This window comes from Mesorhizobium sanjuanii, assembly GCF_002529485.1.
In the GTDB taxonomy this organism is placed as follows: Bacteria; Pseudomonadota; Alphaproteobacteria; order Rhizobiales; family Rhizobiaceae; genus Mesorhizobium; species Mesorhizobium sanjuanii.
In genome coordinates, this window is the sequence record NZ_NWQG01000168.1 from 1 (window position 1) to 20,875 (window position 20,875).

Here is a 20,875-nt window from a genome sequence, read left to right on the forward strand (position 1 = left end):
GGAAGACGTGTCCACCCCGACGACCCCGCCGTTAGTCTGCGCCAGCGCGGTCACAGCCGCCCCGGCCAGGATGCGGGCACCGCGCCGTTCGGCATCGGTCAGCAGAGCGCGCGTGGCGGCGACGGGTTCGGCGACGCCTTCCCCAGGTACATAGAGAGCGAAATCCGGAAGTTCTGCCAGATTTGGCTCGATGCGCGCTGCCCGCGCACGGTCGACACGCTCCATGCCATAGCCCCAGGCGGAATGCTCGCTGGCATAGGCCTCGAGCTTGGCCGCCGGCAGATCCCAGCACAGGCCGCCGCACCAGGCGAGTGGCAGGCCGGGCACGTCCCGCGCCAGCCGCGACCATTCGGCCATGGAACGGGTGCGCAGCCGGAAATAAATCTCCGGATTGCCCCAACTGGCATTGATCCAGGCAAAGGAGTTCGGCGTGGCGACGCCACCGGCGGCGCTGTCGGCAATCACCGTTACCTCCGCCCCGGCCTTCGCCAGATGCCAGGCGATCGAGGCGCCGACGATGCCGGCGCCGATGACGATGATGTTCTTGCTCATGCTGGACCTCTGCAGAACCGGGTCTTCTGATGCCATTGCGGCGAGCCTATCTCAAGTGTGGCCAAGGCCTGTTTGCCCAAAACCGTCGACAGGCCACAAAAGCGCTGCTAGAAGCCCGCGCCACAGACAGGATTCCAGACATTGGCTGAAGACATCGAAAACGCGGTATCGCGCCGCCGCACTTTCGCGATCATCGCGCACCCCGACGCCGGCAAGACAACGCTGACCGAAAAGCTGCTGCTGTTCGGTGGCGCCATCCAGCTTGCCGGCGAGGTCAAGGCCAAGAAGGATCGCATCCAGACCCGGTCCGACTGGATGAAGATCGAGCGCGAGCGCGGCATTTCGGTGGTCACCTCGGTGATGACCTTCGAATATGAGGACAATGTCTTCAACCTGCTCGACACGCCCGGCCACGAGGATTTCGCCGACGATACCTATCGCACGCTCTCGGCGGTCGACTCGGCCGTCATGGTCATCGACGCCGCCAAGGGCATCGAGCCGCGCACGCTGAAACTGTTCGAGGTCTGCCGGCTGCGCGACATCCCGATCATCACTTTCGTCAACAAGATGGACCGCGAAAGCCGCGACCCGTTCGAGATACTCGACGAGATCGAGCAGAAACTGGCGCTCGACACAGCCCCGATCACCTGGCCGATCGGCCGCGGCAAGACCTTCGCCGGCACCTACCATCTGGCGCTGAACGCCGTGCGCAGGGGTGACGCCGAAAAGGAGCGCACGCCGGTCAACGGTCCCGATTCCAACCGCGTCGCCGGTCTTCTGCCGGAAAACGAGCGCGAGGCCTTCATAGAGGAACTGGAACTCGCGCGCGAAGCGTGCAGACCCCTCGATATCGATTCCTTCCGCGAAGGTCACCTGACGCCGGTCTATTTCGGCTCGGCGCTGCGCAATTACGGCGTGCGTGACCTGATCGAGGCGCTCGGCGCCTACGGACCGCCGCCGCGCGCGCAGGAGGCCGACACCCGCAGGGTCGAGGCGACGGAGGAGAAGATGACCTCCTTCGTGTTCAAGATCCAGGCCAACATGGATCCGAACCACCGCGACCGCATCGCCTTCGTGCGCGTCTGTTCGGGCAAGCTCGAGCGCGGCATGAAGGCCAAGCTCGTGCGCACGGGCAAGCCGATGAGCCTGTCGGCGCCGCAATTCTTCTTCGCCCGCACCCGCGTCACCGCCGACGAGGCCTTTGCCGGCGACGTCGTCGGCATCCCCAATCACGGCACGCTACGCATCGGCGACACGCTGACCGAAGGCGAGGAGATCCTGTTCCGCGGCGTGCCCAACTTCGCCCCGGAAATCCTGCGCCGCGTCCGCCTCGGCGACGCGATGAAGGCCAAGAAGTTGAAGGAAGCGCTGCACCAGATGGCCGAGGAAGGCGTCGTGCAGCTATTTTCGCCGGAGGACGGCTCGCCGGCAATCGTCGGCGTCGTCGGCGCGCTGCAGCTCGACGTGCTGAAGGAGCGGCTGAACTTCGAATACACGCTGCCAGTCGATTTCGAGATGTCGCGCTTTTCCGTCTGCCGCTGGATCTCCGCCGGCGACAAGGCCGAGGTGCAGCGCTTCATCGAGGCGCATCGCGGCGACATCGCCCGCGACCTCGACAACGATCCGGTGTTCCTCGCCCAGCACGCCTTCTCGCTCAACTACGAGGCCGAGCGCTGGAAGGCGATCCGCTTTGCAGCGGTCAAGGATTATCAGGTCCGTGACAAGGCGGCGTGAAGACGAACGGCGCGCCATCCAATGGCGCGCCGTCTCATCTCTTGCGTCTAGATTACCCTTTGGCCGCCGCTTCGATCTTGGCGATGTCGATCTTGCTCATCTGCATCATCGCTGACATCACCCGGCCGGCCTTGGCCCGGTCCGGATCCAGAAGCAGGCGCGGCAGTTGCTCAGGCACGACTTGCCAGGAGATGCCGAATTTGTCCTTCAGCCAGCTGCATTGCGACGGTTCGCCGCCGCCTTCGATGAGTCTGTCCCAGAAATAATCGACCTCTTCCTGCGTCTTGCAGTCGATCGACTGTGACATCGCCTCGTTGAACTTGAATTGCGGTCCGCCGTTGAGCGCCTGGAACTGCACACCGTCGAGTTCAAACGTGGTCACCAGCACTTTGCCTTCATCGGCGTGGCCTTCGGGCCAACGCAGCACGCTCAGCACCTTCGAATTCTTGAAGATGGAGATGTAGAAATTCATCGCCTCTTCGGCCTGGTCGTCGAACCACAGGCAGGTGGTGATCTTTTGCATGTCTTGCTCCTTGGGCTGTTTCAGTTGGCTATCGCAGGGAAACGGCCTGGCTTGACGTTTGGCGTCATTTGCCCTGCCGTTTGCCCAAGGACGTCCGGGCGGCACGCAATCCGACAGTGGCATCGAATTTCCTGGGAAAATCTGGCGCATTGCAAAATTGTGGCCAGACCAGGCTTCGGCGTCTATAACGCCTCCGGTCCGAATTCAGCGACGCTACGCTCCGCATCGAGCGCAGCCAGCCAGCCAAGGAAAGTTCATGCCCGCCTATCGTTCCCGCACCACCACTCATGGCCGCAACATGGCCGGCGCCCGCGGCCTGTGGCGCGCCACAGGCATGAAGGACAGTGATTTCGGCAAGCCGATCATCGCCGTGGTCAATTCCTTCACCCAGTTCGTGCCCGGCCACGTCCATCTCAAGGACCTTGGGCAATTGGTGGCGCGCGAGATCGAAAAGGCCGGCGGCGTCGCCAAGGAATTCAACACCATCGCCGTCGATGACGGCATCGCCATGGGCCATGACGGCATGCTCTATTCGCTGCCGTCGCGCGAGCTGATCGCCGACTCCGTCGAATACATGGTCAACGCGCACTGCGCCGACGCCATGGTCTGCATCTCCAACTGCGACAAGATCACGCCCGGCATGCTGATGGCCTCGCTGCGCCTCAACATCCCGACCGTCTTCGTCTCCGGCGGACCGATGGAAGCCGGCAAGGTGGTGCTCGCCGGCAAGACGCAGGCGCTCGATCTGGTCGACGCGATGGTGGCTGCCGCCGACGACAAGATTTCCGATGAGGACGTCAAGGTCATCGAGCGCTCGGCCTGCCCGACCTGCGGCTCCTGCTCGGGCATGTTCACTGCCAATTCGATGAATTGCCTGACCGAGGCGCTGGGCCTGTCGCTGCCCGGCAATGGTTCGACGCTGGCGACGCATGCCGATCGCAAGCGCCTGTTCGTCGAGGCCGGCCATCTGGTCGTCGATCTCGCCCAGCGCTATTACGAGCAGGACGACGAAACCGCGCTGCCGCGCTCCATCGCTTCCAAGGGCGCCTTCGAGAATGCCATGACGCTCGACATCGCCATGGGCGGCTCGACCAACACCGTGCTGCACATATTGGCTGCCGCGCATGAAGGCGAGGTCGATTTCACCATGGAAGACATCGACCGGCTGTCGCGGCGTGTCCCGGTGCTGTGCAAGGTGGCGCCGGCAAAATCCGACGTCCATATGGAGGACGTCCACCGCGCCGGCGGCATCATGGCGATCCTCGGCCAGCTCGATAGCGCCGGGCTGATCAACCGCGACCTGCCGACCGTGCACACGGCAAGCCTCGGCGAGGCGCTCGACCATTGGGACATTTCGCGCACGACCAGCCAGAATGTCCGCGATTTCTTCCTCGCCGCTCCCGGCGGCGTGCCGACACAGGTCGCCTTCAGCCAGGACCGCCGCTGGGACGAGCTTGATCTCGACCGGGAGAAGGGTGTCATCCGTTCGGCGCAGACGCCTTTCTCGAAAGACGGCGGCCTTGCCGTGCTGAAAGGCAATCTGGCGCTCGACGGCTGCATCGTGAAGACCGCGGGCGTCGACGAGTCGATCCTGAAATTCACCGGCCCGGCGCGTGTGTTCGAAAGCCAGGACGCTAGCGTCAAGGCGATCCTGTCGAACGAGATCAAGGCCGGCGATGTCGTCGTCATCCGCTATGAGGGGCCGCGCGGCGGCCCCGGCATGCAGGAAATGCTCTACCCGACCAGCTATCTGAAGTCGAAGGGCCTGGGGAAGGCCTGCGCGCTGGTCACCGACGGCCGCTTCTCCGGCGGCACGTCAGGCCTGTCCATCGGCCATGCCTCGCCGGAAGCGGCGGAAGGCGGGCTGATCGGACTGGTGCAGGAGGGCGACACGATCGAGATCGACATCCCCAACCGCACCATCCGTCTTGCGGTCGACGACGCCGAACTGGCTGCCCGCCGCATCACGATGGAGGGGAAGGGCGCCGCTGCCTGGAAGCCTGAGGAAAAGCGCAAGCGCAAGGTGACGACGGCCCTGCGCGCCTATGCCGCCTTCGCCACCAGTGCCGACAAGGGTGCTGTGAGGCACGTGCCGGAGTAAGGTTGCGCCAGGCCCCCTCATCCGGCCGCGTCGCGGCCACCTTCTCCCCGCTGGGGAGAAGAGGCTGGCGCCGACGTTGACGATCTCTTCGCCTCTCGGGGAGAAGGTGGCCCGAAGGGCCGGATGAGGGGCATGGCTCCCACATCCGACAACACCGTCACGGCATCAGCTGATATTCATAAAGTTTCTGGTAAAGCCCGCCCTGCTTGAGCAAGGTTTTATGCGGGCCGCTTTCCACCACCTTGCCGGCCTCCAGCACCACGATCGTGTCGGCCTGGTGCACGGTCGACAGCCGGTGCGCGATGACGATCGTCGTCCGCCCGACCGTCAGTTGCTGCAGCGCGTCGCGGAACAGCGCCTCGGATTCGGCGTCGAGCGCGCTGGTCGCCTCGTCGAGCAGCAGGATCTCGGCATTGCGCAGCATAGCGCGCGCGATCGAGATGCGCTGGCGCTGGCCGCCGGAAAGCAGCGCGCCGTTCTCGCCAACATCCGTCTCATAGCCTTTTGCCAAGGCGGTGATGAAGTCATGCGCATTGGCCGCCCTGGCGGCGGCGATCACCTCGTCGTCGGTGGCGTCCTGACGCCCAAGCCGGATATTGTGCATGATCGTGCCGGCAAACAGGAACGTGTCCTGGCTGACATAGGCGATCTTTTCCCTGAGCGAAGCGATGGTTGCGTGGGAGATGTCCTGGCTATCGAAAAGCACCTTGCCGCTCTGCGGGTCGTACATGCGCATGATAAGGTTGAGGATGGTCGACTTGCCGCCGCCCGATGGTCCGACCAGCGCCGTCATCTTGCCGGCCTTAAGCGTCAGGTCGAGCCCGTCGAACACCGGCGGGCTTTCCGGATAGGCAAAGCCGACATTGTCGAAACGGATTTCGCCCGGTCCCGGCCGCAGCGGCTTGGCGTCCGGCTTTTCGGCCAGCGTCAGCGGCCGGTCGGCGAGCTGGAACATCATGCGCACGCCGACGATGCCGGTTTCCAGCGAGATGCGCACGCGGGCCAGGCGCTTGGCCGGTTCATAGGCAAGCAGCAGCGCCGCGATGAAGGCCATGATGTTGCCTGGCATCTGACCGCCCTGCAGGACCAGAAGGCCGCTGACCAGAATGGCGCCGGAGATCGCCAGTCCGGCAAGCGTTTCCATCACCGGGCTGGTGGCGGCCTCCAGCGTGGCAATGTTGTTGGCGCGGTTTTCGACATCGGACACCGCCTTGTACATGCGCTTGCGCATCGCGCCTTCGAGACCGAAGGATTTGACGACACGCACTCCGATTGCCGTTTCCTGCATCACCTGCACGATCTGGCCGAGCGAGCGGAATTCCTGCGCGGCGATCTTGCGGACGCGCTTCAGGATGCGGTTGACGCCGTAGATGGCTACGGGCCCCACGACGAAGCAGATCAGGGACAGCGCCGGCTGCTGCCAGACCATCACCCCCACCAGGACAAGCAAGGTCAGCAGGTCGCGCACATAGGATGTGACGACGAGGTCGAGCACGCTGCGTGCGGCCTGGGCGTTGTTGGTCATGCGGGTGATCAGGTCGGACGACGAGGTCGAATGGTAGAACTCGATGCCTTGCTCCAGGATACGGTCGTAGATCTTGCGTTGCCGTTCGGCGATGATGCTGTTGCCGACCCGGCTCATGAAATAGGCCTGGACGAAATTGGCGATGCCCTTGGCGACGAAGATCCCGGCAACCGCCGCGGCAATCCAGTTGACGCGCTCTACCCTCTTATAGATCACGAACTCATTGGTGATTTCGCGCAGGATCCAGGCGCTGGCGCCCGTCATGGCGGCCACCACCAGCATCGATAGGATGGCGGCACCATATCCAAATTTGTGCTCGTGGAAGGATTCCCTCACCAGCCTTGCGATGAGGCGCTGGTTTTCCGTCGAACGGAAGAAGCGAAACAAATGGCTGATCCCATGCCTGGCTGAGACGAATTTCGGATTCGCCACGGGGGCGAAAGGCGGCTTATAGAGCGAGTTGCGTCCAGATGGAACCTTCTACTCCCGTTGAAACAAACGGCTGCGGCAAGCTGTCTTTTGCGCCACGATGGCACGGTGATTCCCCTGGAGAGGATGACGACAGATGGATTTCGACCTGATCGTGCGTGGCGGCACACTGCCCGATGGCACCGTTGCAGATATCGGCATCATCGGCGAGACGATCGCGGCGATCGAGCCCGAACTGAACGTAACCGCGGGCACGGCGGTCGATGCGCGTGGCAATCTGGTCTCGGCGCCCTTCGTCGATCCGCATTTCCATATGGACGCCACGCTCTCCTATGGCATCCCGCGCATCAATGCCTCGGGCACCTTGCTGGAAGGCATTTCGTTGTGGGGCGAATTGAAGCCACTATTGACCCATGAGGCGGTGCGCGACCGCGCGCTCGCCTATTGCGACTGGGCGGTATCTATGGGCCTGCTCGCCATCCGCACCCATGTCGATGTTTGCGACGACAGGCTGCTGGCGGTCGAAGCCCTGCTCGACGTGAAGAAGACGGTCGCGCCCTATATCGACCTGCAACTGGTCGCCTTTCCGCAGGACGGATTCTACCGCTCGCCGACCGCGCGCGACAACACCATCCGAGCGGTTGATCTCGGCGTCGACATCGTTGGCGGCATACCGCATTTCGAGCGCACCATGGCCGACGGTTCGCGCTCAGTGACGGAACTGTGCGAAATCGCCGCCAGGCGCGGGCTGATGGTCGACCTGCATTGCGACGAGACCGATGACCCGCTGTCGCGCCATATCGAACAATTGGCCTATGAGACGCAGCGCCTTGGTTTGCAGGGCAGGGTGGCCGGCTCGCACCTCACCTCCATGCATTCGATGGACAATTACTACGTCTCAAAGCTGTTGCCGATGATCGCCGAGGCCGGCGTCTCGGCGATCCCCAATCCGCTGATCAACATCATGCTGCAGGGCCGCCACGACACGTTTCCCAAGCGCCGCGGCCTGACCCGCGTCAAGGAGATGCTGGCCATGGGCATCCGTGTCGGCTGGGGCCAGGATTGCGTGCTCGACCCCTGGTATTCGCTCGGCACCGCCGACATGCTCGACGTCGCCTTCATGGGCCTGCATGTCGCCCAGATGTCGAGCCCGGCCGACATGGCGCGCTGCTTCGACATGGTCACCAATGTCAACGCCGCCATCATGGGTTTGGACCATCTCGGTTTGGCCGTCGGCAAGCGCGCCAGCCTCGTTGTCCTCGACGCCGGCAATCCGGTCGAGGCCATACGCTTGCGCCCTGAACGTCTGTGCGTCATCGCCAGGGGCAAGGTGGTTGCGGAGCGGGCGAAGCAGGAGACACGGCTGTCGATCGCCGGGCGGCCGGCGCAGGTGAACCGCCGGCACAAGGCGGCCGATTGAGCCGGGCCTGGCGGGGCCCAACAGACCCGGCCTCTCTGCATCAAGGCTCTCCGCTTCGCTTGCCACAATTAAGTCTACAATAAGAATCCACTTTAAGGTGTGTTGAGACGAGGATTACGCGATGTGGCAAAGGACTGTGATGGTGGCCGCGCTGGCACTGCTCTGCGCGGGCTGCATGACGGCGCAGGATCGTCGCGCCGCCGATGAGGCGAAATGCCGGTCCTATGGCTTCACCAGGAAGAACGACGCTTTCGCCGAATGCCTGCAGCGCATAGACCTCGATCGGCGCGCGGAACTGCGAAGCGCCTCGGCCTTCGATCCGTGGGAGAGGCCGGTGATCTATCGTCCGATCATCATCCGACCGCGGCCAAAGTAGGGACCTGAAGCAGGCTGTTCGCTGTCGGACAAGCCGAAAGGCCGCACAGTGGGTGGTCTGCATCATAGGCCCAGCCGATTTCCGGCTCTGGTCCGGCCGAGTTTCCCGATTTCCGCTCGTCAAGCCGACTGCTTGCGTCTACGACGCGATACGTGCGGGAGGAACTGATAACGGCATGGCACAGCCGATAGTCCAGAATCCGACGATCAGGAACGTGCTGCTGGCGGGCATTCTGCTGATGCTGGCCGGTGATTTCCTGTTTGCGTTGAACGACGCGATGGGCAAATGGCTGGTCGCCAGCTTCTCCGTCGGCCAGGTCGTGCTGATCCGTTCCGTCGGCGCCTTTTTCGTGCTCGGCCCGATGATCGCGCATCAAGGTACGGCCAGGCTGTTCCGGATGGAGCGCCTTGAACTGCAGGCTTTGCGCGTCGTGATGACGACGCTCGACACCGCGCTGTTTTACGCCGCCGTTGTCTATCTGCCGCTCGCCGACGTGATGAGCTTCTACATGGCCGGGCCGATCTATGTCGCGGCATTGTCCCATCTTCTGCTCGGCGAAAAGGTCGGCTGGCGCCGCTGGATAGCGATCCTGGTCGGCTTCTGCGGCGTGCTGATCATGCTGAAACCATCGTCGGCTGCTTTTTCCCTGTCGTCGATCTTTGCGCTGGTCGGGAGTATTTCCTTTGCCTTCGCCATCATCCTCAACCGCCGGCTGCGTGGCACCAGCGACACCTCGCTCGTCACCTGGCAGACCATCGGCACGCTGCTGGTCGGCGCGGTGCTGACCATCGGCAATTGGCAGACGCCGTCCGCGCTCGATTTCGGCGCCATGCTGCTGCTCGGCATCGTCTCCTGCGGCGCGCATCTGATGATCACCAGGGCGCTGAAACTGGCGCCGGCCTCCACGCTGGCGCCGCTGCACTACACGCTGCTCTTGTGGGCGGTGGTGTTCGGGCTGGTTTTCTTCGGCGACGTTCCCGGCCCCCGCATCCTGATCGGCTCGGCCGTCATCGTGCTGGCCGGCCTGTTCATCTTCCACCGTCAGAAAGTGGTCGACACGACGGTGCCGCCCGAAAACGTGCCGAAGGGCGTCAACTAGGGTCTGGATTTCCGATGGCTAGCCGTCGCGCACTGCCGCCAGGTGTCGCGAAAACTCCGCCGTCTCCATCAGCGCCTTGCAGCGCGAAAAACGGCCGTCGGCATAGGCGCGGAAATCGTCGACCGGATTGTTGTTGGCAAGCTGGATCAGTCCCCACAACGTCCACAGGAGATCGCACATCGCCTTGTAGATGACGACACGGCCGCGCTCCACCGGGGTCGGCTCGCCGCCGAAATACGCGCGCATCATCTCTTCGTCCTGCGCCGCGTCGAACTGACCTTCGACGCTGAGGTCGCCGAGATCCCAAAGCGGATCGTTCATGCCGGAATACTCCCAGTCGACGATCCACATCCGCTCGCCCGTATCGAGAAAGTTCTCGCACAGGGGATCGCAATGGCAGGCCGCAAGCGGCAGGGGATGCGAGGCAAGCGCCGCGCGCACCGTCCCCGCCTCGCGCACCACGTCGTGGTAACCCTCCGGCAGGGTGACGTCCTTGGTCGACAGCACCTTGAGATAGTCGTCGATCATCGCGAAGAGCTCGAAGCGGAAAGGGAACACCGCGCCGGATGCATGCAGCGTGCGGAAGGCCTCGCCGGCCCGCGCGGGGCTGCCCGGCCGGATCTTGAACTTTTCCGGCGACATCGTTTCGGCGCCGGCGATGAAGCGCGTCACCATCACGCCCGTCTTGCCGTCGACATGCAGCACCTCGGGGCTGACGCCTGCCCTGGCGGCTTCCTGCGCCGCCACCGCCTCATTGGCGCGGTTGATGTACTCCTCTGTGCCCCTGCCGGGGATGCGCAGGCAGGCATCTCCGGCCTTGAAGACGAGATTGGTGAGGCCGCCGAGGCGTTCCAGCGGTCCGTCATAACCGGCCAGCATCGGAATGGTCGCAAGCCTCGCGCGCGCCTCGTCAACCTCCATCGTTTCGCCCCCTATTCACACTTTGTTATTTTCTCGCGGCGACGGTTCCACAATTTTCGCCATTTGGCTATCATTCGGATGGCGTATGAGCCACGAGTCGGCGGACGGGACCGGGATGACGGACAAGAAGAACAAAGGCCCGCTCGCCGCGGCCTATGCGGCCAAGCGCCCCGAGGATGTGGCGGCCCTCTATGACAGTTGGTCCGACACTTACGACGCCGACATGTCGGCGGCCGGTTATCGCCATCCCACCATCTGCCTTGCCTTGCTGGCCCGCCATCTGCCGCGCGGCGCGGCACCGCTGCTGGATGCCGGGGCCGGCACCGGCCTCATCGGCGAATGGCTTGCCATCACGGGCTATCCACGGGTCGAGGCGCTCGACATCTCCGCCGGCATGCTGGCTCAGGCCACGCGCAAGGGCGTCTATTCGGCGCTGCATTGCCTGGCACTCGGCGGGCCGCTGCCTTTCGCCGACGGTGCCTATGCCGGGATCGTATCGGCCGGCGTCTTCACCTCGGGCCATGTCGGTGTCGAGGGCCTGGATGAACTGATCCGCATTTGCCGGCCGGGTGGCATCATCGTGCTGACGGTCAAGAACACGCTGTGGGATGCAGGATTTGCCGGGCGGATCGCCGAGCTCGAGGCGAAGGGCGTCATAACGCGCGCCGAGGAAACGCCGCCCTATGTCTCGATGCCGGGCGAGGCGGATACCGTGCCCAGCCGCGGCCTCGTTCTGCGCGTGAGGTGAAGCTACGCTTTGACCCTGTCTCCGGCTGGATCGTAAAGCGACTGAAGGTGAATCCGTGCCGGTGTCCGCTCCATCGCCACCACCAGTTCGTAGACGCCGGATGTGAGGAAATCGTCGCTGACGCCGTCGGCATTGCGCACATAGCCATAGCCGATGTTCTTGCCAACCGTGTAGCCATAGCCGCCGCTGGTGAGATAACCCACGGGCTCGCCGTTGCGCAGGATCGTCTCGCGTCCGAGCAACACGGTTTCCGGGTTGTCGACCGTGAAGCCGGCAAAGCGTTTTTTCAGCGCCGCACCGCTGATCTTTTCAAGCGCCCGCCGGCCGACGAAATCCGTGTTCTTTCGGAGCTTCACCGCCCAGCCAAGGCCGGCTTCTTCAGGCGTGTCATTGGGTGTGATATCGGCGCCCCAGGCCCGGTAGCCCTTTTCCAGCCGCAATGATTCCAGCGCCCGGTAGCCGACCGGGCGGATATCGTGCGTTTTGCCAGCCGCCATCAGTGCATCGAAGACCTCGCCCGCCGCCGCGATCGGCACATGCAGCTCCCAGCCGAGTTCGCCGACATAGGTGACGCGCAGCGCCCGGATCGTATGGCCGGCGACAGCAATCTCGCGCGCATGGCCGAACGGGAAGCCAGTGTTCGACACATCCGCCTCGGTCACCGCGGCCAGCACCTCGCGGGCGCGAGGCCCCATCAGCGACAGCGTACCGAAATCCTCGGTGACATCGGTGAGCCGGACGTCGAGCTCCTTGCCGACATGGTCGCCGATCCAGGAGAAATCGTGCATGCGGAAACCGGTGCCGGTGACGATGTAGAATTTCTCTTCGCCCAGCCGCGCCACCGTCAGGTCGGCCTCGATGCCGCCGCGCGTGTTGAGAAGCTGCGTGTAGGTCAGCCGGCCGACTGGCTTGGCGACGTCGTTGGCGCAGATCCAGTCCAGCGCCTTCTGCGCATCCGCGCCGCACATCTCGTATTTGGCGAAGGACGACTGGTCGAAGATGCCGACGCTTTCGCGCACATGCCGGTGCTCGTCGCCGACGGCTGAGAACCAGTTCTGCCGGCCCATCGAATAGACATCCTCAGGCCCGACGCCTTTGGGCGCGAACCAGTTCGGCCGCTCCCAGCCGAGCTTCGAGCCGAACACCGCGCGATGCTCTTGCAGCCGCTCATAAAGCGGTGAGACGATGAGCGGCCGTCCCGATAGATATTCCTCGTGCGGGAAGCCGATCGTGTAGTGCTTGCCATAGGCTTCCAGCGTGCGGTCGCGGACCCATTGCCGGTCGCGGTGCAGGCCCGAGAAACGCCTGATGTCGACCACCCACAGATCGAGCGGCGCTTCGCCGTCGACCACCCATTGCGCCAGCACCCAGCCGGCGCCGCCGCCGGACGCGATGCCGAAGGCGTTGAAGCCGGCGCCGACGAACATGTTGGCGCATTCGGGCGCAACGCCGAGGATGAAATTGCCATCAGGCGTGAAGCTCTCCGGCCCGTTGATCATCTGCTTGACGCCGGCGTTTTCCAGCGCGGGAATCCGGGCGATCGCCTGGTTCATATGCTGCTCGAAATGATCGTAGTCGTCATCGAACAGCCGGAACTCCCAGTCATCGGGCACGTCGCCGCCGGGCAGGCCGGTCGTCCAGGCCTGCGGGTTCGGCTCATAGCCGCCCATCACCAGCCCGCCGACCTCCTCCTTGAAATAGGTGCGGCGGTCCGGGTCGCGGATGGTCGGTGCATCGGTCGCCAGTCCCTCGATATTCTCGGTGATGATGTACTGGTGTTTCACCGGCTGCAGCGGCACGTTAATGCCGGCCAGCGCTCCCACCTGCCGTGCCCATTGCCCGGCGCAGTTCACCACCTTGTCGCAGGCGATGTCGCCCTCGGTTGTTTTCACCACGACGATGCGGCCGTCCTTCATCTCGAAGCCGGTGACGCGGACGTTCTCGAACAGCCTGGCGCCATGCATGCGTGCGCCCTTGGCCAGCGACTGGGTGATGTCGGAAGGGCTTGCCTGGCCGTCGGTCGGCAACCACGAGGCGCCGACGAGATCGCCCGTTTCCAGGAGCGGCCACATCGTCTTGACCTCGGCCGGCGACAGCAACTGCATGTCCATGCCGAAGCTTTTCGCTGTCGTCGCCAACCTCTTGTATTCGGTCCAGCGGTCGGCATTGGTTGCGAGCCTGAGGCACCCGGTCATCTTCCAGCCGGTGGCCAGCCCGGTTTCGGCCTCCAGCCCCTTGTAGAGATCGACCGAATATTTGAGCACGCGCGTGATCGAGGCCGACGAGCGCAACTGGCCGACCAGCCCGGCGGCGTGCCAGGTCGAGCCGGAGGTCAGCTTGCCCTGCTCCAAAAGCACGACATCGGCCTTATGGTCACGCGCCAGATGATAGGCCGTCGAACAGCCGATAATGCCGCCGCCGATGACGACGACCTCGGCATGGCTGGGCAAGGTCATGATGTCCGCATCCCGTATTTTGTTCTGTAGTTCTCCAGCGCGGCGTCCAGCCGCTCCAGGTTTTCGTCGGTATAAGCGACGTAATCGATGCCGGGTGCATCGAGATAAAGTTCGGAAACCATGCTCCACATCGCCTCGCGCAGCAGCGACGCGCATTGCATGGCCGCGTGCGAGCGGCGGATCGCCTCGTCCGGCTCCTTCATGAAATAGGCGGTTAAGAAGGCGAAGGATTCCTCGTCGCTCATGCCGGCATTGGAGGCGGCCCCGGCAAGGTCGAACATCGCCGTGTTGAAGCCGGCATATTCGAAATCGATCAGCCACAATCTGTGGCCATCGTCGAGGATATTGGCTGGCAAAAGATCATTGTGGCCGAAGACGATCGGCAGCAGTTTCTGCGCCCGTTCCAGTTCGTCCGCCAAAGTCAGAAAGCGCGGCAGGTCGTTCAGCTTGCGGCTGCCGCCTTCCTCCAGCGTGCGCGCATAGTCGCGGATGACGTGGAACACCCAGAACATGAAGCCGGCGCCCGAGACATGGTTGGGCATTTCGCGGTGAAAGCCGCGCATCAGGGTGGCGACGCGGCCGATATTGGCCCGCACATCTTCGGCGACATAGGCCTTGGCGCCGAGAAATTCCGTCACCACGATGCCGGGCTCGTCATAGCGTACGGCCGGCCCGAAGCCGGCGGCCTGCGCCGCGCGCGCCGTCATCACCTCGCGCTCGCGAAAGACGTGGTGGAACGGAAAATCCTGGCCGATACGCACGACATGCCGCCCGGCCGCGTCCTTGACCAGATAGTTGGCGTTGCTCAGGCCGCCCGGCAGTGGCGCAATCTCGATCATGCCGGTCCAGCAGGGCAGGGCGCGGATGCGGTCTTCGGCAGTCAAGGATTCATCCCGCGTTTGGCAAGGGTTCAACAAGGCCACGGCTGACCTGAAGATGGCAGCCGGCGATAGGGAACAACGTGAAAATCTCGTCGGTGCGGGATGCCAGGATTGGTATCCCGCACCGCACCGACGAGCCCCTTTGCCGGGTTCTTCGACGCCGGCGTCCGCCCCCGCGGATTCCCAAAACTCCATTTCCGCTGTGCCGGACGCTCTGCAGGCGTTCGGAAAGGCGAATTTCTGTGCGGCTCGGCCATCGTTCTCCCGCAGCGGTTACGAGCCTGTCACAACGACAATCTCGCGCCATCTGGTCCGGCCTGTCAACAAGAATCTGTGACTTTTTATGCCTTATTGCCCGAATAAGTTCGAAATTCTTGTGGATATGGGCATATTTGCCGTAAAAGCAGTCAGCAACGCGAGCGGAAAATCCTGATGGTTCATTCGAAGCGGCATGGTCAGATACTGCGTCTCCTGCAGGAGGAGGGCACCGTCACCATCGCTAGCCTGGCCGACCGGCTGGGCGTCTCGCTGGAAACCGTGCGCCGCGACGTCAAGCCGCTTACCAATGACGGCTCCATCCTGAAGATGCATGGCGCGGTAGGCCTGTCGTCCATGGTCGGCGAGGCGCCGTTCGAGCGACGCATGCGCGAAAATGCCGATGCCAAGCGGACGATCGCGCGCATGGTCGCGACGACCATCCGTGACGGCGAATCGATCATGCTCGACACCGGCACCACAACGTCTTTCCTGGCGCGCGAATTGCTCGGCCACCGGCGGTTGACGGTCGTCACCAACTCCTCCGACATCGCCCGCACACTGGCCACCGTCAACGGCAACAAGGTCTACATGGCCGGTGGTGAGTTGCGCAGCGATTCGGGTGCGGCCTTCGGCGTCTCGGCCATCGAATTCGTCAGCCGTTTTTCCGTCAGCCACGCGGTGATCTCCACCGGCGCCGTCGATGCCGTCACGGGCGTCATGGATTACGATCTGGAGGAAGCCGAATTCGCCCGCATGGTGCTGTCGCGCGGCCAGCGTTCGCTGGTCATCACCGACCACACCAAGTTCGGCCGTCAGGGTCTCGTCCAGGTCTGCGGTTTCAACGGCTTTTCCGAGCTCGCCACCGACCGGCAGCCGCCGCGCGACATCGCCGCCGCCCTCGCCCAGTCCGGCGCGCGGCTGAGCATCGCAGGCGGGGAAACCGGGTCTTAATCAAAAACCATCGATTGGTGCGCGCATACGCCCGCGAAGGCACCGCTAGATACGGCGAAGGCGATGTTGTGCATCGATCGTGCCGCGTCTCCTGCGGCATAGACACCGGAGACTGTCGTGCGCTGCCTGTCATCGACGGTGATTACCGGACCGAGAAGACCTTCCGTGAAAGCACAGCCAAGCTGTTTGGCAAGCGGGCTCGCCATGGTGTTGCGCGGCGCGGTGAACATCGCCTTGACGCCGACCTGACGGCTGTCGTCAAGGCGCACGATCAATCCGCCGGCGCCATCTTTCTGAAGTTCGGCCACGCCGGCTGGTTCAAGCCTCACCTTGCGCCCTTCCAAGGCGTGCGCCTGCTCCGCGTCAGGCTCGAACAGGCCGTTGGCGAACAGCGTGACATCGCCCCAGTCGGCGATCAACTGCGCCTGATGCATGGCCATCGGGCCGGTTGCGAGCACGCCAAGTGGTCCGCCTGCCACCTCGAAGCCGTGGCAATAGGGACAGTGCAGCACGCTCTTGCCCCATTGCTCGGCAAGCCCGGGAACATCAGGCAGGACATCGCGCACGCCGGTGGCAAGCACCAGTCGCGCCGCGCCGAATGTTTCGCCGCGATCCGTGGTGATCTCGAAGCCGGAGCCGGCGGCAGCGGCCTTGTCCGCCAATCCGGCGGTAACCTTGGCCGTCGGATAGGCCAGCAGTTGCTGCCTTGCGTCGTCCAGTATTGCGCCGGGCGCGCGTCCATCCTGTCCCAGGAAGCCATGCGAATGCTCCGCGAAACGGTTGCGCGGCCGGCCTGCATCGATCACCAGGACATTGCGCCGCGCCCGCGCCGCCTGGATGGCGGCCGACAGACCGGCAAAGCTGCCGCCGACGACAATCAGATCATACTGCGTGGTTGGCAGATCATACTGCATGGTTGGTCACTCCAATCAGTTCGTAACGACGGCGGAAATCGGCGGCGAGGTCGGCAAGCGTGATGCGGCTAAGCTTTTCCGCCAGCAGCCTTTCGGCCTCGACGCGAAAATCATCGAGCACCGCGATCACTGCCTGCTCGACAAGGCAGCCGGGGCTTTCCGGCTCGCTGCTGAATGGCAGCAGGGTTTCGCCGAGGGCAGCGCTGATCTCGGCCAGCGAAATTGTTTCCGGCGCTCGGCCAAGCTGCCAGCCGCCGCCATGGCCGCGTGACGATGTGACGATGCCCGCGTCGCGCAGACCGGCGATGGTCCGGCGAACGACGACCGGGTTCGTATGGATGAAGGCGGCGAGCTGCTCGGAGGTCAGCGCGTGCTCCCTTGTCTCGACCATGTGGACGAGAATGTGCAAGGTAGAGGAAAGTCTGCTGTTCCGTTTCATGTAACTTAATTAGTTACGAATCTTGCGACCGTCAAGGCTTCGCCATCGACCCACTTCCCAGCGTGGCCTGTGCCGTGTTTAGTCCGGCCATGGCCTTCACCATCCGCCAGTTGCAGTTCTTCATCGCCGTCGCCGAGCAAGGCACCGTTTCGGGCGCCGCCCAGAACCTGTCGATTTCGCAATCGTCGGTCACCGAGGCCATCAAGGAGCTGGAAAGCGATCTCGGCGTCGAATTGTTCGAGCGCCACCCGCGCGGCCTCAACATCACCCACAAGGGCCACCAGTTCCTGCGCCACGCGACCAAGATCCTGGCCGACGTTTCCGATGCGCGCCGCGCCTTCTTCGGCGAGCAGGTCGTGGCCGGCGGCCGCCTGCAGCTCGGGGTCACTTCGCTGGTCGCCGGCTATGTGCTGTCGGACCTTCTCGCCCGCTACCGCCGCGCCTATCCGGGCGTCGAGGTGTCGGCCATCGAGGACAATGGCGATTATCTCGAACACCTGCTGATCGGCGGCAAGCTCGACATCGCCGTCATGGTCATCTCGAACTTGCGCGACCGCACCGCCCTGCAGTCGGAAATCCTCGAAGTCTCGGCCTATCGTCTTTGGGTGCCGCTCAGCCATAAGCTGGCCAGCGCCGACATCATCGGCGTTAGTGATATCGTCTCGGAACCGCTGATCATGCTCACCGTCGACGAGATCGAGGAAAATACCGGAAAATTGCTGGCCGCGATCGGCGCCAAGCCGCATGTCGCTTTCCGCACCCGTTCGGTCGAAGCGGTACGAAGCCTTGTCGCTACCGGGGCCGGCGTTGCGCTGCTGCCCGACCTCGTCTACCGGCCCTGGTCGCTGGAAGGCGATCGCATCGAATCGCGCGATATTTCCGGCGCCTTGCCGGTCGTCCAGGTCGGCATGGTCTGGCGCCGGGGCTCCGGCCTGCCGCAGGCCGCACGCGACTTTGTCGGGCTCGCCCAGTCGCAGCGCATGATCCGTCAGCGGCCGGACAAGATCGGCCGGTAATCTATCGGTAAAACCGATATCGGCCTTCTGATAAATGAATTTGCGAAACCGGGATTTTCGCAGCACTTTTCTCCCAGGGAACCAAAGCCGCCATCAACAGTGCGGCTTTTCAAACGGGAGATCGACAATGAATTCATTCCTGAAGTCATGCACTGCACTGACGGTCGCGTTAACCTTCTCCGGCCAGGCCATCGCCCAGGTCAAGGAACTCGGCAAGGGCGAAGGCGAGGTCAACATCGTCGCATGGCCGGGCTATATCGAACGCGGCGAAACCGACAAGGGCTACGACTGGGTGACGTCCTTCGAGAAGGAAAGCGGCTGCAAGGTCAACGTCAAGACCGCCAACACGTCCGACGAGATGGTCTCGCTGATGAACGAGGGCGGCTTCGACCTTGTCACGGCGTCGGGCGACGCCTCGTTGCGTCTCGTGGCCGGCAAGCGCGTTCAGCCGATCAACACCGATCTCGTTCCGAGCTGGAAGACCGTCGACGACCGGCTGAAGGACGCGCCCTGGTTCACGGTCGACGGCGCCCACTACGGCGTTCCCTACCAGTGGGGACCGAACGTGCTGATGTACAACACAGAAGTCTTCAAGGAAGCGCCGAAGAGCTGGAACGTCGTCTTCGAGGAGATGAACCTGCCCGACGGCAAATCGAACAAGGGCCGCGTCCAGGCGTATGACGGTCCGATCCACATTGCCGACGCCGCCAACTATCTGATGTTCCACAAGCCGGAGCTCGGCATCAAGGATCCCTACGAGCTGACTGAGGACCAGTACAAGGCGGCGCTCGATTTGCTGCGCGTCCAGCGCACGCTGGTCGGCCGCTACTGGCATGACGCCGCCATCCAGGTCGACGACTTCCAGAACGAAGGCGTCGTTGCCTCGGGCTCGTGGCCCTACCAAGTCAACACGCTGGTCGCCGCCAAGAAGCCGGTCTCTTCGACCGTTCCCGAGGAAGGTGTCACCGGCTGGGCCGACACCACCATGATGGAGGCGGACGCGGCCCACCCGAACTGCGCCTATATGTGGCTGGAGCATTCGCTCTCGCCCAAGGTGCAGGGCGATGTCTCCGCCTGGTTCGGCTCGCTGCCCGTGGTGCCGGCCGCCTGCAAGGGCAACGAATTGCTCGGTGACGAGGGCTGCAAGACCAATGGCTACGACAATTTCGACAAGATCAAGTTCTGGAAGACACCGGTGACCAAATGCGCCAGCCAGAACAACCAGTGCGTGCCCTATTACCGCTGGGTGTCGGACTATATCGGCGTCATCGGCGGGCGGTGATTTTCGCCTTACTTTGCTAAGCTCGGCGCTGCCCCTCACCCTTACCCTCTCCCCGTGAAGAACGGGGAGAGGGGGATCGCCAGCGTTGCAGCCAGCCCCCTTCTCCCCGTCACTATACGGGGAGAAGGTGCCGGTAGGCGGATGAGGGGCAGCACCGTCGCCCGAACTTGACGAGCCTGACAGATCAGGACAGCCCATGACCTCCGCCGTTTCCTTCCAGAAAGTCTCGCGCCATTTCGGCAGCGTACGCGCTGTCGACGCGGTCGATCTCGACATCGTGCCCGGCGAGTTCTTCGCCATGCTCGGCCCCTCGGGCTCCGGCAAGACGACCTGCCTGCGCCTGATCGCCGGCTTCGAGCAGCTGACAGCGGGCTCGATCTCGATCTTCGGCGAGCGCGCCGAGGGCGTCCCGCCCTATCGCCGAAACGTCAACACCGTGTTCCAGGATTATGCGCTGTTCCCGCATCTCAACGTGCTCGACAACGTCGCCTATGGGCTGATGGTCAAGGGCGTCAGCAAGCCCGAGCGGCACAAGGCGGCGGAGGAGGCGCTGTCGCTGGTCAGGCTTCCCGGCTATGGCGCGCGTCGACCGGGCCAGCTCTCTGGCGGCCAGCGTCAGCGCGTCGCGCTTGCGCGTGCACTGGTCAACCAGCCCAAGGTGCTTTTGCTCGACGAGCCGCTCGGGGCACTCGACCTCAAGCTGCGCGAGAACATGCAGGAAGAGCTGAAGTCGCTGCAGAAGGCGCTCGGCATCACCTTCGTCTTCGTCACCCATGACCAGGGCGAGGCCCTGTCGATGGCCGACCGGGTCGCCGTCTTCAATGAAGGCAGGATCATGCAGATCGGCACGCCGGAAGACATCTACCAGCGCCCGAAGACCCGCTTTGTCGCCGATTTCGTCGGCTCCTCCAATGTCCTGCCGCCGGATTTCGTCCAGCGTTATTCCGGCCAGCACCGCTGGGGCAGCCTGCGCCCCGAATCCATCCGTATCGGCCGCGCGGCCAAAGGCGACGGCGTCGCTGCGCGCCTGGTCTCGACCAACTATCTCGGCGCCACGACAAGACTGGCGCTCGACGCCGATGGGCTGAGGCTGCACGCCATCGTGCCGGCTGGTGCAAAATTGCCCAGGGAAGGCGAGGCAGTCGTGCTCACCTTCAACCGCGAGCACTTGCACCTGATGGACGAGCCGGCATGATCGGGGCGGGCGTGGCCAATAGGTCAGACGAAGCGCTCTACGGCGCCCCCCTCTG

At 63.7% G+C, this 20,875-nt stretch carries 18 protein-coding genes; 10 read left to right on the forward strand and 8 right to left on the reverse strand.

Annotated elements, in window-relative coordinates; translation table 11 throughout:
• A partial coding sequence (locus tag CN311_RS22925) for an NAD(P)/FAD-dependent oxidoreductase (protein ID WP_133117240.1) occupies positions 1-552 on the reverse strand: 552 nt, incomplete at its 3' end.
• 141 nt (positions 553-693) lie between these two features.
• Between CN311_RS22925 and CN311_RS22930 the strand changes: the two genes are divergently transcribed.
• Positions 694-2,286 carry a peptide chain release factor 3 gene (locus tag CN311_RS22930; protein ID WP_097575974.1) on the forward strand — a complete coding sequence of 531 codons (1,593 nt, stop codon included), beginning with the start codon at positions 694-696 and terminating at the stop codon, positions 2,284-2,286.
• A 52-nt stretch (positions 2,287-2,338) separates the two neighbouring features.
• Here the strand turns inward: CN311_RS22930 and CN311_RS22935 are convergent, their stop codons facing one another.
• Positions 2,339-2,809 (reverse strand): VOC family protein, encoded by a 471-nt coding sequence (locus tag CN311_RS22935; RefSeq protein WP_097575975.1) that lies wholly within the window; start codon positions 2,807-2,809, stop codon positions 2,339-2,341.
• 256 nt (positions 2,810-3,065) lie between these two features.
• Here CN311_RS22935 and ilvD point away from each other — a divergent pair, with 256 nt between their 5' ends.
• Positions 3,066-4,910 (forward strand): dihydroxy-acid dehydratase, encoded by a 1,845-nt coding sequence (gene ilvD, locus CN311_RS22940; RefSeq protein ID WP_097575976.1) that lies wholly within the window; start codon positions 3,066-3,068, stop codon positions 4,908-4,910.
• A gap of 157 nt (positions 4,911-5,067) precedes the next feature.
• On the opposite strand, the gene CN311_RS22945 is transcribed toward ilvD, so the two are convergent.
• Positions 5,068-6,822: an ABC transporter ATP-binding protein gene (locus CN311_RS22945; RefSeq protein ID WP_097575989.1), complete on the reverse strand. Its 1,755-nt coding sequence runs from the start codon at positions 6,820-6,822 to the stop codon at positions 5,068-5,070.
• Positions 6,823-7,000: 178 nt separating this feature from the next.
• On the opposite strand from CN311_RS22945, the gene CN311_RS22950 reads away from it, so the two are divergent.
• The 3 genes from CN311_RS22950 (at position 7,001) to CN311_RS22960 (ending at position 9,759) form a co-directional block, all read left to right on the forward strand.
• A complete protein-coding gene (locus CN311_RS22950) occupies positions 7,001-8,284 on the forward strand; it encodes an amidohydrolase family protein (protein WP_097575977.1) in 1,284 nt (427 codons plus the stop codon).
• 121 nt (positions 8,285-8,405) lie between these two features.
• Complete coding sequence (locus CN311_RS22955; protein WP_097575978.1) at positions 8,406-8,660, forward strand: hypothetical protein; 255 nt, start codon at positions 8,406-8,408, stop codon at positions 8,658-8,660.
• A gap of 175 nt (positions 8,661-8,835) precedes the next feature.
• Positions 8,836-9,759, forward strand: a complete 924-nt coding sequence (locus CN311_RS22960; RefSeq protein ID WP_097575979.1) for a DMT family transporter — start codon at positions 8,836-8,838, stop codon at positions 9,757-9,759.
• Between the two features lie 18 nt (positions 9,760-9,777).
• Here the strand turns inward: CN311_RS22960 and CN311_RS22965 are convergent, their stop codons facing one another.
• Complete coding sequence (locus CN311_RS22965; protein WP_097575980.1) at positions 9,778-10,680, reverse strand: phosphotransferase family protein; 903 nt, start codon at positions 10,678-10,680, stop codon at positions 9,778-9,780.
• Between the two features lie 115 nt (positions 10,681-10,795).
• On the opposite strand from CN311_RS22965, the gene CN311_RS22970 reads away from it, so the two are divergent.
• Positions 10,796-11,428, forward strand: a complete 633-nt coding sequence (locus CN311_RS22970) for a class I SAM-dependent DNA methyltransferase (protein WP_097575990.1) — start codon at positions 10,796-10,798, stop codon at positions 11,426-11,428.
• Between the two features lie 2 nt (positions 11,429-11,430).
• Here the strand turns inward: CN311_RS22970 and CN311_RS22975 are convergent, their stop codons facing one another.
• Together CN311_RS22975 and CN311_RS22980 are read right to left on the reverse strand one after the other, a co-directional pair.
• Entirely contained in the window at positions 11,431-13,884 is a 2,454-nt protein-coding gene (locus CN311_RS22975) for a GcvT family protein (protein ID WP_097575981.1), read from the reverse strand.
• Positions 13,881-14,768: a phosphotransferase family protein gene (locus tag CN311_RS22980; RefSeq protein WP_097575982.1), complete on the reverse strand. Its 888-nt coding sequence runs from the start codon at positions 14,766-14,768 to the stop codon at positions 13,881-13,883. Before CN311_RS22980 ends, CN311_RS22975 begins: the two co-directional genes overlap by 4 nt.
• A 429-nt stretch (positions 14,769-15,197) precedes the next feature.
• Between CN311_RS22980 and CN311_RS22985 the strand changes: the two genes are divergently transcribed.
• Positions 15,198-15,974 carry a DeoR/GlpR family DNA-binding transcription regulator gene (locus CN311_RS22985; protein WP_097575983.1) on the forward strand — a complete coding sequence of 259 codons (777 nt, stop codon included), beginning with the start codon at positions 15,198-15,200 and terminating at the stop codon, positions 15,972-15,974.
• Here the strand turns inward: CN311_RS22985 and CN311_RS22990 are convergent.
• Both CN311_RS22990 and CN311_RS22995 read right to left on the reverse strand, forming a co-directional pair.
• The gene (locus tag CN311_RS22990; RefSeq protein ID WP_097575984.1) at positions 15,971-16,888 is read right to left on the reverse strand and encodes an NAD(P)/FAD-dependent oxidoreductase; all 918 of its coding nucleotides are present in this window, start codon (positions 16,886-16,888) and stop codon (positions 15,971-15,973) included. The genes CN311_RS22985 and CN311_RS22990 overlap by 4 nt on opposite strands.
• Entirely contained in the window at positions 16,878-17,327 is a 450-nt protein-coding gene (locus CN311_RS22995; protein WP_097575985.1) for an RrF2 family transcriptional regulator, read from the reverse strand. The genes CN311_RS22990 and CN311_RS22995 overlap by 11 nt, the downstream gene beginning before the upstream one ends.
• A gap of 89 nt (positions 17,328-17,416) precedes the next feature.
• Here CN311_RS22995 and CN311_RS23000 point away from each other — a divergent pair, with 89 nt between their 5' ends.
• From CN311_RS23000 to CN311_RS23010, 3 genes are all read left to right on the forward strand, one after another.
• The gene (locus CN311_RS23000; RefSeq protein WP_097575986.1) at positions 17,417-18,343 is read left to right on the forward strand and encodes a LysR family transcriptional regulator; all 927 of its coding nucleotides are present in this window, start codon (positions 17,417-17,419) and stop codon (positions 18,341-18,343) included.
• Positions 18,344-18,470: 127 nt separating this feature from the next.
• A complete protein-coding gene (locus CN311_RS23005; RefSeq protein WP_097575987.1) occupies positions 18,471-19,625 on the forward strand; it encodes an ABC transporter substrate-binding protein in 1,155 nt (384 codons plus the stop codon).
• Between the two features lie 196 nt (positions 19,626-19,821).
• A complete protein-coding gene (locus tag CN311_RS23010; RefSeq protein ID WP_097575988.1) occupies positions 19,822-20,820 on the forward strand; it encodes an ABC transporter ATP-binding protein in 999 nt (332 codons plus the stop codon).
• Positions 20,821-20,875: the final 55 nt, after the last annotated feature.